Genomic DNA, 16,679 nt, shown 5'->3' on the forward strand with positions numbered 1-16,679 from the left:
TGGGCTGGTCGGTAAAATAGATATTCCCGACCTTGTCCACTGCCGGCCCTTCTGTAAAGGCAAACTGCCGAGATATTAATTTCAGGCTGTCCTGATTAAACAATTGCGCCCTTACATCTAAGAACCTTAATGAGAAGAGTATTATTAGCAAGAATGTCGGATAGTACCTGCTGGAATTAATTAAATGTAGCATAGTAAAAGTAATTAACTAAATTATCGTTATCCCAAAAAAATCAAGGAATGGTATTCAAGTATGAATACTGTTTAATTTTAGAGGAGATTATATTTGACGGACGGGAAATTAAAAAACTGTCCATTTAGTAATCCGATTGTTCAAAATCGGATATGACCTTTTTTATGACAGGTTGTAAGAATTCAATCCAATTATTGATATCTGTTTCGTCAAAATATACAAACCAGATATCACTAGAATTTGTGTAGATGTTATCAACTTTCTCAAATTTTTTCTTATACCAACGCTGTATATTTTCATCCATACCAAAAATATAATGGGTATTAGGAGGCAAACGCAGTTTGTCTTTAACTTTATTTTCGAGTTCGGTTACTTTGACTATATCGTCCACTGTCAAAAAGAACGGGATTCTATTTCTGAAAACTGAAGGAGAACCGATGTCATTGGTCTTGCTAATCTGTACTTCAAAGACGAATTTAGAACCAGCATAAGCGTCAAAACCATCTTGTGAACACTGAAACCAGCATACAAGATAATGTTCCTTTAGTTCCTTAAAAAAGCCTAACATTCCGCTTTTAGTCTTTTTAAACCCTGCGCTTTTTAATTCGGGAAAGATAATTTTATTGATTATTCGATATACTTCCGTTGATTTCATTTTAGCTCGATATAGTTTTCTGAATATTTAGCCTCTAATTTAAATAAATTAGTCCTGCTTTTCACTAATAATAGACCATAGTTCGTCTTCTGTATAATTTTCTATAATACCACTTTTGCTCTTAAGATAATCAAAGATAGTAGGATTGTCCAGCCAATGTGATTCCCGGAGTCCATCAATAATTGTTTTTAGATAGGTAACACTGGGTTTGCTCGAGGGCTGTAAATCTTGTCCATTTGANNGCTTATTTTCGGTTTGACAATACTGAAATGGCCAGGAGACTTTCGTTTTTAAAGCATTTAAAAGAGTTTATTATCGATAATATCAAATATGAAAATAACTAACTAAAAGCGCTTGAATGAAATTATTGGACTTTTATAGAATATTTAAACGAAAGACAACCGCACGAATTTTCTTTGAAACAGAAGTGGAGACGATCATGAAAAAAAATACATAGATATGATCCAGCGCGGCGGACTAAAATGGAAGGATGATATTCGATAATTTTTGCTGATACGTTAATTCCTAGTTGAGCAAACAGGAAGCAGATATAATGATAGAAGTGATTGAATTAGGGCAAGTGTGTAATAGTCGATATAAAGGTAGTGTAAAGTAAACTGTCGTACGTTTGTAATCTAACAATAAAGGCATGGATTAAGACCGATAAACTGTTGGTGCATGACACAGTGTGACACGATCTGTCCCCATGCGTTTGCATCTCAATACTGAATAGTTCGTTAGGCATAAAGCCTGTGTGTACGACGATAGTGACCGAGATGTTGTTTAAGCAATGTATTATCTGATTAAATTAACAGTTCAGTCTCTTTTAACAGGTAAATCACTTTTGGAGCTCAAGCAATTTTTCATTTCTCGTCTGGTAATTAATTTCACAATTTGGTAGCCATTTTTTTAAGTTGTCCTTGTCCGTCTGTGTTAAGTAATCGTCATCTATCCGTATTGACTTCAAATTTTTCAACTGAGATATTTTTGGTGAAATATATTTTATGGGGTTGTTCCAAATTTCAAGCTTTTCTAAATTTTTAAGATCAGAAATATTATCAGGGATGCGTTCTATTTCGTTGTCAAATAGCAAAAGTTCTTTTAAATTTCCTAGAAATATTGTTTCTGTTGAAATGTTTTTGATCTTGTTGGTATATAAATAGAGTATTTCAAGCTTCCTTAGTTTACCATCGATAAATGAAAGATCCGAAAGCTGGTTGTCATTTAATGATAGCCAAGTTAGCTTTGGTATCGACTTAATTAGTTCTGGGAAAAGTGTCAGTTCATTCCCTGACAAGTCAAAACGTTCCAAACTATCCAATTGAGAAAGATCGCAGTCGACTTGTTTAATCCCTGTCTTTGCAAATGAAACACTTTTAAGGTATTTTATTTGTGTTATTTTGCAAGGAAATTTATTTATCGGATTATCAGCCATAATCAAGTCTTCAAGGGATTTAATCCGGAAAATTTGTTCTGGAACCTCTTTGAACTTATTACCTGACAATATCACCTTATAAAGGTTAAATTTTTCAAGACCGTTAGGAAGCGATGTCAAACTATTTGAGTTAAGCCATAGATACGGCCCCCTGCTGTCTGTTTGTATCGCAGAACTTATACTTTTGTAAGCGCTTGTCTTTTTCCTTGATGCTATTTCATTACACAAAGAAGTCATAATATCCTTAACCGCTGATCCTTCGCTGCCTGTATTAAAGAGCCAAGTTTCTATTCTACTATCACAAACAATACAGTCTATTCCAAAGTTAGGATCCCAATTGATACTGGTATTATCGGGTTCAGGACTGTCGGCATAAGCATAACGGAGAGTATTTGGAATATCTTCCATTTTTGTCGAAGTGATTAGGACTCCATCATCAGGCATAACAATTGTTTTTTTCCAAAACTTTGTTTTGGGCAGCTCGGGATAACCTGCTATTCCAAAAATAATCCCTGCCTGACCTTTAAAGTTTTTCGGAAAAATGATATAATTGTGTCCTTGCCATTTCATATAGGTCACAAAGACAGAAGATATATACAGGATTGTAAAAATGGATTGCAATGCCCAAAAGGATTTCCAATCCTTCGAAAATCTTTTAATCCCATAATCAATGAGGTATAGCATCAATCCGACTCCAACAAAGATCAATGCTAAAACAATGAGGTAACCATATGTGAAAACTACAATCAGCAATCCGAGTAGGATTGTCAATAAACCAAGTATTTTCAAAGGTGAACTTATGAGTCGTTTCATTATTGTCTTCTTTTTAATACTCCGCAACATTCCGCCACAGTACAATATCAAAGTCAGTCAACAGCTGACAAATTTTCACATCACTGTTCCTCCCAACGTAAGTAGCATAAAAACCGTCTGCATACCCGTGGAGAAAAAGATTGACTTTTACGCTATCTTTGGACATAGATAAATTCAACTTTATAGTTATGAGCTAGACACTCGAAAGTTTCATCCTTAAAAAAGAAAATATAGTGTCTCTTGTTGTCTAAATCATCACTTAACTGTACAATCGGTTCAGGCAATTTCCTATCTAAGCCGCTAATTATTTCGTAGAATTCTCCCCATTCAAGTTGCTTCCAATCTATCCGATATTGTCCATAATAGTAACCCTCGTCATTACAAGAGTTTAAAGAATACGTATAACAATTTTCAAAAGTAATACGTGCTTTGTCTCCCTCGACAAACCTATCGAACATATAGTGATTAAGATAAATCTCCATTATCAAATTTTTATCCGAGATTTTTAGATTCACTTCAGGTGCTACAGGATCTGCATTCCAGTCGTTTGATAGCTGGATAGAATCAATAACTTTTGCCATATTGTTTTTTAGATATAATTATATCGTTATGAAATTATAAACTTTCACTTCGATCAGTGATCTATTTTCAATGTATCATTCAATATTTGTAAGATTTTTCCTGTACCGATCACACGTGGCCCTTCGCGAAATTCAAATGACATACCTTCGGCTAGTCTTCCTTTAAAATATATGACACCAAGTATCCGGATCGTTGCTTTGACTTGCTCTCCGGGATACACTGTATCTTTATCGATAAATGTTTGTTCACCTGACGTTTGCATTTCGTCAAAATCAAATTTGATCTGAGGTCTATACTTAGAGAAAGCAGGTGTCTTTCTTCCTCCTTCTTTTGTTGTTCTATATTGAAGCTGCGCTATGAAATCAGACATATACTAAGACTTTTTCTAAAATTAGTCAATTTATTGCAGTCATGCGTTGACATCGGAATTGTACTTCCGGCGGTGAATGCCCAATGCAACTCCAAAGCCAACAAGTGAGCACCATATAGTGATGATATTCTCACGCCCATTTAATGCTGCGAATTTAAATGTTGGATGGGCGTGAATATAATCTGATATCGGCCATACCAGTAAAGATAGTCCAAATATAATCACCATTGATAGCCAGAACTTTGGAAAAGGAAGGAGTATATTTGTAATAAGTGCAAATAGTATGGCAGCTAAAGCCGAACCAATATACATCGCATGCATTCCCATTGGAGAAAGAATAAATACAGTGATGCCAATTGTGATGATAAAGATAACAATACTCAAAAACCAATGTAGAAGTATGCCTATCAATTTCTTGGGAAAACTGATTCTATCAAAATTGCTTAATGATACGGCTAATGATATTAATGTCGGAATAAGGATAAATGACCAATCCCATTTTATGAAAACTGAAGAAATAAAGCCCGCCAAAATGCAGCAGAGTGAAGTCGTGGTTATTCTAATAATTTGCATTCTCCTATTTTTAGATTTTAGTTCATGAACTCCGATCGTTGTTTGCACAGTGAAGATTTAATTAGATGAATATTCTTCTTACTATTTTTTTACAGTTTCATTTGCTGGATTCTGCTTTAATATCCAAATTCTTCAAAGTTGGCCCGGCCCATTTCTATCCAACCATCCCAATATGACCGACCAGTAGACCCAGCACCGTCTGGGTCGATAGTATAAAAGTCAGCGATTACTTCAAAATGTTTTCTTGTATTAGTTTCGTTTAGGAAATGAGTTAAGCATGCCAACATCTTGTTGAATGACGAAAAGATAATATCGCTCAGTCCGTCGAGCTCGCCATCATATTCATGGTCGTAGACTCTGATCGGATAATCATTTTTTTCGACAGTGCCTCTCATATCAAATACCAGTGGTCCAGCATCATTACCTTCACTAGCAAACGGAATCAGGCCAAGGGGGATAAGTTGTTCAGCGATGTACGAGTCAAGATTGAATATTATTTCCGCTAGCGGTTGGGCAGGCAAGGAGTGAGGGAGTCTGGCTATTGAACAGTCACACTCAGCAAAGAAATAACGCTTATGCCATTCAATAAAGCTAACAGGCAACGAAGCACCCAATTCTGATCTGAGCTTTTTATAATCATCATCAGTCAATGATCCGGGGATAAGTTTCCATTCATACCAGCCATCTTCGTTTACCTCGGATGCCATCATTTCTTTTGGAACATCCTCGGTGTAAACTGAACTTACATCTCTGGTCAAATACGCATTAAAAAATTGTTCGATCTTGCCGCTCATTTGCAGTCAGTTTTATCGCTTTAAAAGTATCACTTTGCATTTAATATTAGTCAATTAAAAATTTGAAAAATGCAGTCTATTTAATCTGCGCAACATTAAAAAAATACTTGTCATCCTGGCGGGGATCTTTATATCCTTGAAATTCTTCAACATGGTCTAATGTAAATAAATAGCCGTAGTTCGGCTCAGGGAATTCTTTTTCAATGGTTCGTCTGTAGCCTTCGATCTTAACTGTGTATTTTCCGGAAGGGTAGTGGAACTTGAAACCCTGATAAAGCTTATTGCCATCTAAAGTTTCATAGGAAATGTTTTCCGCATTAAAACTCTCTTTAGCAAGATCGGATAGAAGACCTATACTGGCAATCCATAAACTATCTTCGACATTCAGGTTGAAACCTTGTTCTTCCACATTCTTTTCCCATTCATCCCCAAAAGCTTCGCCAAGGTTTGAAATTTTAATGCTGTACTTGGTTGAATCTATCGGTAAAATTGGAATCCAAACTCCTTTGGCTAGTGAATCGAGATATAATGTTTGATTTTCCTGAAAAAGTTTTAGGATTTTTTTGCTCCTGATTTTATTTTCCTTTAAAAATGCGTTTACTACATTTTCGGAAAGTAATGCTATACCATAACTCGAAACCGTAATTACCTTATCTGTCATTGTCTGTATTAAAAAAGTAAAATATCTAGTTTGTTATGGAGATTAATATAGTAAAATTCCATATTTCAGGAAAGCTTCTTCCACTTTTTATCTAACGATTTAAGAATATTAAAAGCCATAATAAAAAAAGATAGAAAACTCTTAAATTGCATAGAGTGCATTGTCTTTTCATCACAATAATTGGCTTAATTAAGTTGAAGCTAAACATATAGATTCCGATGTTGACCTGGGTTTCGCTGTAGAATAAGCAAGTGGATTTACAAAACCAGGAGATATTGAATCCATTATATCAGTAGAAGCTATCAAAGGAAAAACATATAAAAAAGACTCGTATTTTCACAAATAGTTCCAGAACAACGCAAAATGGGACTAAATAATAATAAAATAATTCAATATGTTCAATAAACTATCAGAACATGAAATACTAGAAAAATTAGATAGCAGAGAGAATGAAATAACAGATCTTGCTAAACTGCCGTTGTTGAATAATTCCTATTTATCATTTTTGGCAAAATATGAAGGTGACATCTTTGAATGCCACTTTTTTAAATATACTGCTCGAAGATCTAACTTCGGACATTATTCAGCAGATCATGCGGATAACCTAACGAAACGGCGCTTAATGTATCCAGTCTTTGAATTTCTTCTGCGGTGAGATTTCTATGGCTGGTAGAATGGACATATTGGATAAGGAGAAAGCACCCATAGCATGATAAGTACCGCAATCGCTTAGTTGCCAAAGAACGTCCACGAATTTTTCACCATGTGATGTAAGAGAATATTCTACACAAGACGATTGTTTATTAGATTAATTTCTAAATGCTGTCAAAGTTATTCCTGTTTGCCTTTTGAAGTAGCGAGCCAAATATGATGTGTCCTCGAAATAAAGTCGATCAGCAATTTGTTTGATTGACAGCTCGGTTGTCCTTAAAAGTACTTTAATTTCTAGTATAACTTGCCTGTTAATCAAATCCTTTGGTGAATCATTTAAAAAATCTTTAGTGATCTGAGAAAGATAATAGGGAGTAATGCTCAGTTTATTTGCATAGAATGCGACATTTCTCTGCTCCGTACTATGCTGGCTAATAAGATCCCAAAACTTCCAACATAGCAATTCCTTTCGACTGTATTGATGTTCTAAATTAATTTCTGTCAGTGAAACGCTTTCGGCTATTTTAAGAAAGAAATTTTGTAGACTATTCCGCAACATAATATGCTGATGTGTTGTACATGTATTTTTGATGTGTTTTATTTGCGTTATCCATCCATGTAATAGGGCGACTTCCGGACCATGAGGTCTGCAAAGTGGGGATTGATGTAGAAACAAGAATAGTTGATTAGGTAAATCAAAAGCTACTTCTGCAGCCAAACTTCGATCTACAAGACAGTAGAATGCTCTGAAATCAGCGGACACCCGTTGCACCACTGTAATATTATCCTCAGCCAGGACCAATATATCATTAGTCTTTAGCAAATAATTCTTAAAATTAACACTAACTACCGAAGTGCCTTCCAAACATACAATTAAGGAAGTATAGCCGAGCCGTAGGGGATATCCCAGACTTTGGCAAAAATTACTTTCTCCTAGTGCTAGTTTCTCTTTTCCCAAGGCAATATCCAGTGTGTAATTCATTATGGTACTTTTTATTTTTACCATAAATTTAGACTATTTATGGTAAGTAAGTGCGATTAGTTTTCAAAAGTACCCATTTTACGAAAATTTTGGCTATATCCCTATTCTATAAAGACTGTAATTTTGCCACGTACATTTAAAAATAGAATGATATGATTTTAGAGACAGAAAGATTGATTTTGCGTCCATTCAGAGATGCTGATGCGGCAGACTTATTCAAGTATGCTAAGGACGAGAGAGTAGGGCCAATTGCTGGCTGGCCTCCCCACAAGAGTGTTGAAGAAAGTAGTGAAGTAATCAAAAACATATTTTCGCAAGAGGGAGTATTTGCAATCACACTTAAAGATGACGACATTGCTATTGGGATGATTAGTTTGATTTTAGGAGAGAAAAGTAACTTTCCAATCACCGAGTCGGAAGGCGAAATTTCATATTGGCTAGGTGTTCCATTTTGGGGTAAAGGTATAATGCCTGAAGCAATCGGCGAAGTGGTACGCTATGGCTTCGAAGATTTGAGATTAGTAAATATCTGGTCCGGCTATTATGAAGGAAACGCCAAGTCAAAGATCGCACAGAAGAAGTGTGGTTTCCACCATCATCATGTGGAAGAAGCTAGCGCAAATGAGTTAATGAATGACATACGTACAGAACATATCAGCCGGATGACACGTGACGAATGGACAATGGCTGTCCATGGCAAGGTCTCATTCTAATCACAAGCATCTCTACAGGGATGCTTGTGCTATCTTTATGTATATACAGGAATAAATAATTCCCTGGAGGTCAAGGTACAAATAGCTATAAAACATCAAATCTTTATGAAGTTAAATAGAATAGAGCGTTGGGAGAGAAAGCTGAATAGATACAAAAAATAAAAAATTGCTAACATACAATGGATACAAATAGAAAAATTTATTCCGGATTTGAGGAGATGGCGCCATATTTCCTTAGTTTCAACAAGCTATACCGTATCTGTCTAGATGGAGATTATATGCCATGGTATGAAATGGGGTATTGGGACAATACTTTTATACCATTTTTTATAGTTCAGGATAATACGGTAATTGCAAATGTATCTTTATCTCCTATGGTAATGATTTTACAGGGGCAGTCCCATAAAGTTCTACAGATTAGTGCAGTGATGACACATCCTGCTTTTAGAGGTCAGGGACTATCGCGTTATCTGATGAATCATGTAATGAGTCAATTCTGTGGGCAATATGAATTCATCTACCTATTTGCTAATGCAGAGGTGTTAGATTTTTACCCAAAGTTTGGTTTTGTTAGGTTAGATGAAAGTAGTTTTAAGCTTAAAGATTTAACAGATTTTGAACCCCTAAGTTCCGATTGGAGAAAACTTTCTATTCAAATTAGCGAAGATAAAAATCTCCTGGAGCGATTTGCTAAAGACCATAGACTTCTATCAAATACCCTTTCGTTTGATCCGAATCCTTGTTTAGCGACCTATCATTTTATATTGCAGTTTGAAGATTCTTTGTATTATTCAGAAAAAAGAGACTGCTTAGTGTTGATAGAATTTGAAGAAGAAGACCTCAATATCTATGATATTTTTTCAAGTAGGTCATATAAATTAGAAGAGTTAATTCCTACTTTAGTCAAAACACATACGAAAGAGATCAATTTCTTTTTTGTTCCGGATACAGATTTTGCTGGAAAACTTGAGGTCGAAAAATATCCTTTCGATGATGATGCTCTTTACATATATCCTGAACACAAAAAGGATCTATTTATGGAGAACTTTGTCTTTCCAATAACATCTCATTATTAAATATAACATTCTAAGCGTTAGTCATTATGAAGGCGACCATTATCGGTCATCACAGCAAAAGTTGACAACAAGTAATTATTGCCTGATCACAAAGTATAGTTCGGGCCGTTAAATTAATTACCATTAATTTGCACATTTATTGCTTTTAATATACAGTTTTTAGTATATTAAAAGGGGATATCTTTGTAGTACATTATATATTGAATGAATTGTAGCATCCATATACTATTTTCCTTTTTCTTTTTTGGCCCGCCAGGGCCGAGATAAAAAGATATGTCCGTTACGCTCGGATATCGACATCAGATTTTACTTAACGAATTTTTAATATTATGTACTGCGACAGACTGTCGCAGCCTATACATTAGTAGATATGAATAATATCCCAAAGACTATAAATGAAAAGCGTAGTCTCAAATTACATCAGAATAAATTACATCCAGTCTGTCAATTGAAAGAGAAAATTCAGTGTTATTTTCACGATTTTACATCTTTCGACGATTTAAATGAAGTTGTTAGTATCAAAGGTAATTTTGATGAATTGCTTGTCCCTCAGGATCATCCGGCGCGATCTACCAATGATACATATTATGTAGACCCAGCTCATGTGTTAAGAACACAGACATCTGCACATCAGAATGAATTATTAAAAGCAGGCCATAAGTGTTTTATCGTTACAGGTGACATCTATCGAAAAGATACGATTGATCGCACACATTATCCCGTTTTCCATCAAATGGAGGTAGTGAAGGTATTGCCCAAAGGTACAGATGCTCTTTCGGATCTCAAACGTACCTTATCCGGACTAATAGAATATTTGTACCCAGGTAAAGATTATCGATTTCTGGATGATTACTTTCCATTCACAGAGCCTTCGTTACAGATCGAGGTTTATCAAAATGAAGACTGGATGGAAGTTCTGGGAGCTGGTGTGATTCACCCTAAGATTCTTGAAAATTGTAATATTGAAGCCACAGGTTGGGCTTTCGGATTAGGTCTGGACCGACTTGTGCTTTCTTATTGCAATATCCCGGACATACGCTATTTATGGACTACAGACGAGCGTTTTATAAAACAATTTAACTATGGTCTTGCCCAATTCCAAGAATACTCCAAATATCCCCCTGTTTATAAGGATATATCATTCTGGGTCAATGGATATATCGAAAATAGAGATGAAATCTGGTCTGAATATAATAATTTCTGCGAAATCATTCGTGAAGAAGGCCTTGATCTGGTTGAGGACGTTACTCTGCAAGATAAATTCAAAAAGGAGGGAAGGACCTCACTAAGCTATAGAATTGCCTATCGATCAGGTCAGCGTACACTCTCCAATGAGGAAATCAATCTCATACAAGAAAAGATCAGAACAGTTCTTTCTGATAAATTTGAGATAATCTTAAGGTAATTATATCATAGGTTCTGCAAACTATTCGTCTGTAGAACCTATTGTCATAAGGCTTACAGAAGACTATTCCGATATTACAAAATGCACATAGTTGAGTAAGATATGCGATGTATTAAAATTATATAGACTCGTAAATTTAAAAATCGAAAGACAAAAGATATTATCAAGGATGGAGTCAATAAATAAATACAATAACATTAGAAAGAGTTAAAGAATGGATACTTGGGAAACGTTTTAAACATTAGGTGTATATGAAGGCGATTATTATTGGTGCATCAGGGCAGATAGGATATGCTTTTTATCAGCTGCTGAACAAAGGAGGATGGGAAGTCGTATTGCTCTCAAGAGGTGAAATACCGTATACAATCGATGAGGATATGACAACGGTAATACACTTTGATAAGAAAGATAAAGCTCTATTTAGAAAAATGATGAGCGCTGGTGCTGACTTGGTAATCGATTTGATCGCTTTTGGCAGAGAAGATGCGAAGCAGTTACTAACCCATCAGAAAGATTATAGTAGTCTTATCGTTTTGTCATCTTCTAGTGTATACCGCGATAAAGACGGGCGGACGCTGGATGAGGCGGCTATGAATGGTTTTCCTGATTTCGACAAGCCTATTTCAGAAGCCAATCCTACTGTGGAAGCTGGCGAACAAACCTACTCCACTAGGAAAGTGGCGCTAGAGCAGGAGTTGTTATCCGAGTTAACTATTCCGTTGACTATTTTGAGACCTTGTGCTATTTACGGCGCACATTCGCATCATCCTAGAGAGTGGTGGCTAGTAAAGCGGATGCTGGACCAAAGACCCTTCATCCCTTTGGCCTACAATGGGCAGAGCATATTCCATACCACCTCTGCAGAATTGATCGCCAAGGTAGGTTTAGCGGCTAGGCATCTGGCACAACAACAGATTATAAACGTTGGGGATAGTCGACCGCTATCCGTTTTTGAATTAGCAGATGTTATAGCAGAGTACCTAGAATACAAAGGAGTTCTGTTGCCAATGGATATGCAAGCAGGCGCTTTAGACCATGTCGGTCTAACACCATGGTCTATTCCTCGATATTTTATACTTGATACCAAACGTTCTGAAGAGATTCTTGCTTTCCAAAGTTTAATGATAAGCGATTATTCGTCCTCAATAGGTCAATATCTATTTTATTTATTAAGTATGTATGAGGATAAAAAATGGGAATATCTCTTCCCTCAGTTGGCGGCTTACCCTTATGAACAGTTTGATTATGAAGTTGAAGACGCTTATATAAATAAGAGAGAACGATTGTATAGAGGAAGATGATAATAAAAACAAATATCATTTTATCTGCAACGTTTAATATCCATACTTTTTCTGAATTTCTGATTTTGAAAACTTTGATATTGATCTGAATATAAAACATCAAAATAAATCAAATATGGAAATTCCAAACAAAGTTAATCCGTATGATAAGGTCGATGATTCAACCATTCACACATTATCCAATATAAGAACAAAATAAGTCAAAAAGATATATTAACTAAATATCGAAAGATAAGATTACAAACGATGTTTATAAGCGAAATTTCAAAAGAAGCTCCCATAAAATTTAATTCGGAAATTCAGCAAGCAACATATACCGCCCTACATAAACTTAACATTCCTTTTGAGCGGATTGAAACTGATGAGGTTATCACTATGGAGCAGTGTCAAATTGTCAATGAGCATTTACAGATGGATATGGTGAAGACACTTTTCTTATGTAACCGAAAAAAGACAGCGTTTTATCTAGTTGTAATGTTGGGGAATAAACCCTTCAATACAAAGCTGTTTAGTGACTCCCTAAACATATCCAGGGTATCTTTTGCCCCTGAAGATATGCTAATGCATTTTTTAGGCGTAAAAGTTGGGGCAGCAAGTATTTTCGGACTACTAAATCCTAATAGTGAGTGTGTCCATGTGGTGTTTGACAGGGATGTCACTTTACTGCCGAATTATGGTTGTAGCGATGGTACCACCACAAATTATCTAAAAATCGGAACCCACCATATAATTGAAGACTATCTTCCCTTTTTGAAAAGAAAAGTAACAATTGTGGAGTTTTGAAATATAAAACAAAAAGAAAACAAAACATATAGGTATAAAAATATGAACATTAGAAAAGCAGTCCAGGCAGATCTGCCAAAGATAAAAAACCTTTATTTCCAACTCTTTGAACAGATGGCAAATCATGAACCCGGCTATATGCAGACAGCGCATCAGGACGAAAGTTTTCTGCAAAGAGTCATTGCCGGAGAAGATCAGTTTACAGCCTTTGTATATAGGGCAGATGATGAGGTAAAAGGAATTGTAATTACACAATTACAGAAGAGTCCACCTTATAACTGTTTTGTGCCCTTGAGATGTATGTATTTAATGGACATTGTTGTTGATGCGGACATGCGTGGAATGGGAATAGGTAAAGCATTGATTAATCGCGTTAAAATGTGTGCAAAGGAAAACCAAGCTGATTATCTGGAGCTAAGTGTCTTGTCAAAAAATCTTTCTGCGGCGGCTCTGTATCTACACGAAGGTTTTGAGCCATACAGTATATGCATGCGCTTGAAAATAGAATAGCTATATCAGGTCAATCTATCTGGTGTTGACTTTTTATTGGTAGTAACTTTGGTGTATTTAAAGTTAAGCGGATGAAACAAACTAAAAAAAGAGAGATGTAAAACCTCAAATTAATATATGAAAATAAAGAATTTTGAATTTAAAGCAAGAGTACAAGAATTTGGGAAGTATGAAAATCTCCTTCTTAAATTAAATCCTATTGATTATGGGGCAGATCATCAGATTGACACATATTTTAATGCACAAAAGGGAAGATTAAAACTACGCGAAGTGATAGGAAAAGAAAGCAAACTGATTGATTATAACCGTGAGAATATTCTTGGAAGTAAAAGATCTGACATTCTTCTATATAAACACGACATGAATGATACGCTGAAACAAATCCTCTCCAATCAGATGGGAATAAAAGTGATTGTTGACAAAAAGAGAAAAATATATGGTATTGACAATGTAAAGTTTCATTTTGATACAGTTAAGAATCTAGGAACCTTTATCGAAGTCGAAGCAATAGATGAAACAGAATCATTTACTTTGGAGGAACTGAAAAAACAATGTGATTTTTATTATAATTATTTTGGTATTCAGCAACAGCAAGTAGAAAAGTTATCTTACAGCGACTTGCTTATTTCTTGAGTACAAAAGTTTTAGAAATGTGAATAGCCTTTTTAAAATTGGATAACTGTCCAAATATTTATAATTTAAATCAACAAAAAAAAGCAAAATTTAGTTTAAAATAAAGTAACTATGAATACAGATAATGTCATTCTAAGACGGCTAACAGATGATGATTTTGATGATTTATTAAATGCTGTTAATACTTCTTTTGCTGATTATATTGTTCCATTTAAATTAAATGAAGAACAATTAAAGTTCAAGATTTTATCAGAAGATATTGTTATGCAGTGGTCTGTAGGAGTATTTTTAGATAATAAGCTTATAGCATTTATTATGCATGGAGTGAGAACTTTAGATTCTAAGAGAGTAGTATACAATGCAGGAACTGGAGTTCTTCCTGACTATCGTGGTAAAGGATTTGTAGGTAAAATGTATGAATTTATAAACCCTTTTTTAAAGCAAAACGAAGTTAAGGAATTAGTTTTAGAAGTAATTGCGAGTAATAATTCAGCGATTCGTGCTTATGAAAAAGATGGATTTACAGTACGCAGAAAACTCTTGTGTTTTGGCGGTAAAGTAGAAACGACAATTAATCATTCCAATGTATGCTTATTACCTTTAAATAAGCTCTTATGGGCTGATTTTGTAGCTTTTTGGGATATACAGCCCAGTTGGCAAAGTTATATTAATAGCATGGATAATTTACAACCCGATGCTTTAGGAGCATTTATTGAAGGGAAATTAGTGGGGTATGTTTTATTTAGTAAGGAGATGAAGCGTGTTTACCAGATCGCTGTTTCTAAAAATCATAGAAGAAAGGGAATTGCATCTCACTTAATAAAAGAAGCTTATCAAGCCACTAATGCTGAAATATTACAAGTAAACAATATAGATTCTACTTGTGAATCAATAAAGCTTTTTCTAGAAAGACAAGGATTAGTTAATGATATAAATCAGTTTGAAATGATGAAAAGCCTATTTTGAAAAATTAAAAGCACCTACCATATTTTAGACCACGAGGAAGGTTGATATAAGTCGTATGAAAACCCTTTGCAAACGGCTATTCGGGAAACTTACAATCTGTCAAGGAGGTAAACCAGTGTGAATTCATCGAAAAGGTTATTTTTAATAATTGTAGAAAAATAGAAGATTTTGAGCAGATCGAAAAGAGTCCAGGTCGAATTGTCCAACATACCAGATTTTCCGGTTAATTTTATCAGTTTTTCACCTCCAATCTTTCGTCCAGCTTTTTCCGTTCATCACTACCGGTCGCATGACATTGAAGTGGGATGAGTGCCAAAGCGGTAAATGCTGTACAACCTGGTTAATTATGCTCAGCATTCGCAATACACTAATTTTGGAATGATTTAATGAGATATACTAAACAATAAAACGATGGCAACGATTGATAGAAACATAGCCCCAATAAAGCAAGAAGTTGAAAATTTTTTGAAACAGATCGATTTTAAGCTTCCAGAGGGATTTATTGAATCTTTTAAGGATTCAAATGGTGCAGATATCAGTTCAGATGAGAACTATATAGTTTTATGGGCTTTAACGGATATGATACAACTTAATAGAGATTATAACGTTGACGAATATGCTCCTGATTTTTTTATTTTTGGTTCCGATGGTGGTGGTACAGCTTATGCAGTTAAAAAAAGCACAAGTGATATTTATGAAATACCATTTATTGGAATGTCAAATGAAGAAGCTGTTTTTAAAAATAAAACCTTTTCAGAATTTATTGAGGGACTTACCTAATGTTTAGAAACAACTTAAAGTTTAGTTATATGGATAAATAGACATAAGTTAACAGGAGTTTTAACAGAATATCCAATTGACGAAGGAGTGTCCAACAATTTATTTCTGCAAAAAAGAGCTTATGAAAGAAATCAAAAAATATCACAATATGCGCACTGTAACCATTGCACAATTTTCAGTGGTATCTATTTTTATGTATATCTTATCTCTTGCACTTCCATATCGCCCAAGTATTTAGCACAAACTGCTGCGGCACATAGCGTTTCGAAGGTAGAATTGAAGGAGACATACATCTTTGATAATTATCCCCAGAAAATGATAGGCCGTAATCATGGCAGTCAGCAGAAGAGTGCAGCCTATAATGAATATTGTCTATGGAACTATATTGAACCAAATTACTATAAAACTGATAGTCTGCACTATCTTTACAAAACTTCATTGGAGCTCACCAAAAAAATAAAATCCATTTCAAATTAATTGATACCTTGGGACGTGTCGTGCGTGAAAGGACGAGGAAAGTTAAGTCCGAACCGCAAAACTTTGTTTCTTTCAGAAATACCGACCTTGCCATCTATGTATTGGTCAATAGATACCAAAACTATTTGCTTTGCACTAGATAAGCATGGTGACTTAGTCGTGCCCAGTGAGTCGACAGCAGCCGATTTTCCTATTCTCTTTCCGCTCGCCGGCGCCCTAAACTATGATGCATATATTTATTGTCGTGTGGATACAGTGGCCAATTGAAAGGATATTTCTGAATTCCGTTCCAACGATTGTGCCACTATACTCGAACATATACGGGA

The 16,679-nt window shown here is 35.1% G+C and carries 18 protein-coding genes and 1 pseudogene; 9 read left to right on the forward strand and 10 right to left on the reverse strand.

Annotated features, from left to right (window positions below; all coding sequences use genetic code 11):
* The 10 genes and pseudogenes from B4G94_RS23675 to B4G94_RS23715 all read right to left on the reverse strand — a co-directional run.
* Window positions 1-193 (reverse strand): annotated as a pseudogene (locus B4G94_RS23675) (hypothetical protein); the annotation flags it as partial.
* A 124-nt stretch (window positions 194-317) separates the two neighbouring features.
* Window positions 318-848 carry a hypothetical protein gene (locus B4G94_RS23680; RefSeq protein WP_286862438.1) on the reverse strand — a complete coding sequence of 177 codons (531 nt, stop codon included), beginning with the start codon at window positions 846-848 and terminating at the stop codon, window positions 318-320.
* 838 nt (window positions 849-1,686) lie between these two features.
* Window positions 1,687-2,853, reverse strand: coding sequence for a leucine-rich repeat domain-containing protein (locus B4G94_RS23685; RefSeq protein WP_286862440.1), 1,167 nt, complete (start codon window positions 2,851-2,853; stop codon window positions 1,687-1,689).
* Window positions 2,854-3,109: 256 nt separating this feature from the next.
* Entirely contained in the window at window positions 3,110-3,262 is a 153-nt protein-coding gene (locus B4G94_RS28155; RefSeq protein WP_376786665.1) for a hypothetical protein, read from the reverse strand.
* Window positions 3,249-3,677 (reverse strand): hypothetical protein, encoded by a 429-nt coding sequence (locus B4G94_RS23690; RefSeq protein ID WP_286862441.1) that lies wholly within the window; start codon window positions 3,675-3,677, stop codon window positions 3,249-3,251. Before B4G94_RS23690 ends, B4G94_RS28155 begins: the two co-directional genes overlap by 14 nt.
* A 53-nt stretch (window positions 3,678-3,730) precedes the next feature.
* Entirely contained in the window at window positions 3,731-4,048 is a 318-nt protein-coding gene (locus B4G94_RS23695; protein WP_165307019.1) for an elongation factor Tu, read from the reverse strand.
* A gap of 39 nt (window positions 4,049-4,087) precedes the next feature.
* Window positions 4,088-4,621: a hypothetical protein gene (locus B4G94_RS23700; RefSeq protein WP_286862442.1), complete on the reverse strand. Its 534-nt coding sequence runs from the start codon at window positions 4,619-4,621 to the stop codon at window positions 4,088-4,090.
* Window positions 4,622-4,737: 116 nt separating this feature from the next.
* On the reverse strand, window positions 4,738-5,415 hold the full coding sequence (locus B4G94_RS23705) for an SMI1/KNR4 family protein (RefSeq protein ID WP_286862443.1): 678 nt from the start codon (window positions 5,413-5,415) through the stop codon (window positions 4,738-4,740).
* A gap of 76 nt (window positions 5,416-5,491) precedes the next feature.
* On the reverse strand, window positions 5,492-6,076 hold the full coding sequence (locus B4G94_RS23710; RefSeq protein ID WP_286862444.1) for a hypothetical protein: 585 nt from the start codon (window positions 6,074-6,076) through the stop codon (window positions 5,492-5,494).
* A gap of 808 nt (window positions 6,077-6,884) precedes the next feature.
* Window positions 6,885-7,709: a helix-turn-helix domain-containing protein gene (locus B4G94_RS23715; RefSeq protein ID WP_286862446.1), complete on the reverse strand. Its 825-nt coding sequence runs from the start codon at window positions 7,707-7,709 to the stop codon at window positions 6,885-6,887.
* 152 nt (window positions 7,710-7,861) lie between these two features.
* Here B4G94_RS23715 and B4G94_RS23720 point away from each other — a divergent pair, with 152 nt between their 5' ends.
* From B4G94_RS23720 to B4G94_RS23760, 9 genes are all read left to right on the forward strand, one after another.
* Window positions 7,862-8,422 (forward strand): GNAT family N-acetyltransferase, encoded by a 561-nt coding sequence (locus B4G94_RS23720; RefSeq protein WP_286862449.1) that lies wholly within the window; start codon window positions 7,862-7,864, stop codon window positions 8,420-8,422.
* 179 nt (window positions 8,423-8,601) lie between these two features.
* Window positions 8,602-9,498, forward strand: coding sequence for a GNAT family N-acetyltransferase (locus tag B4G94_RS23725; protein WP_286862452.1), 897 nt, complete (start codon window positions 8,602-8,604; stop codon window positions 9,496-9,498).
* A gap of 370 nt (window positions 9,499-9,868) precedes the next feature.
* On the forward strand, window positions 9,869-10,903 hold the full coding sequence (locus tag B4G94_RS23730) for a hypothetical protein (RefSeq protein ID WP_286862454.1): 1,035 nt from the start codon (window positions 9,869-9,871) through the stop codon (window positions 10,901-10,903).
* A gap of 251 nt (window positions 10,904-11,154) precedes the next feature.
* Entirely contained in the window at window positions 11,155-12,204 is a 1,050-nt protein-coding gene (locus tag B4G94_RS23735; RefSeq protein ID WP_286862456.1) for an NAD-dependent epimerase/dehydratase family protein, read from the forward strand.
* A gap of 246 nt (window positions 12,205-12,450) precedes the next feature.
* Window positions 12,451-12,987 carry a YbaK/EbsC family protein gene (locus tag B4G94_RS23740; RefSeq protein WP_286862458.1) on the forward strand — a complete coding sequence of 179 codons (537 nt, stop codon included), beginning with the start codon at window positions 12,451-12,453 and terminating at the stop codon, window positions 12,985-12,987.
* A gap of 42 nt (window positions 12,988-13,029) precedes the next feature.
* Window positions 13,030-13,497, forward strand: coding sequence for a GNAT family N-acetyltransferase (locus tag B4G94_RS23745; RefSeq protein WP_286862460.1), 468 nt, complete (start codon window positions 13,030-13,032; stop codon window positions 13,495-13,497).
* Window positions 13,498-13,614: 117 nt separating this feature from the next.
* Window positions 13,615-14,130 (forward strand): class IV adenylate cyclase, encoded by a 516-nt coding sequence (locus B4G94_RS23750; RefSeq protein WP_286862461.1) that lies wholly within the window; start codon window positions 13,615-13,617, stop codon window positions 14,128-14,130.
* Window positions 14,131-14,241: 111 nt separating this feature from the next.
* Window positions 14,242-15,096, forward strand: coding sequence for a GNAT family N-acetyltransferase (locus B4G94_RS23755; protein WP_286862462.1), 855 nt, complete (start codon window positions 14,242-14,244; stop codon window positions 15,094-15,096).
* Between the two features lie 411 nt (window positions 15,097-15,507).
* The gene (locus B4G94_RS23760; RefSeq protein ID WP_286862463.1) at window positions 15,508-15,876 is read left to right on the forward strand and encodes an SMI1/KNR4 family protein; all 369 of its coding nucleotides are present in this window, start codon (window positions 15,508-15,510) and stop codon (window positions 15,874-15,876) included.
* Window positions 15,877-16,679: the final 803 nt, after the last annotated feature.

The organism is Sphingobacterium sp. UBA7625 (assembly GCF_002484085.1).
Lineage (GTDB): Bacteria > Bacteroidota > Bacteroidia > Sphingobacteriales > Sphingobacteriaceae > Sphingobacterium > Sphingobacterium athyrii.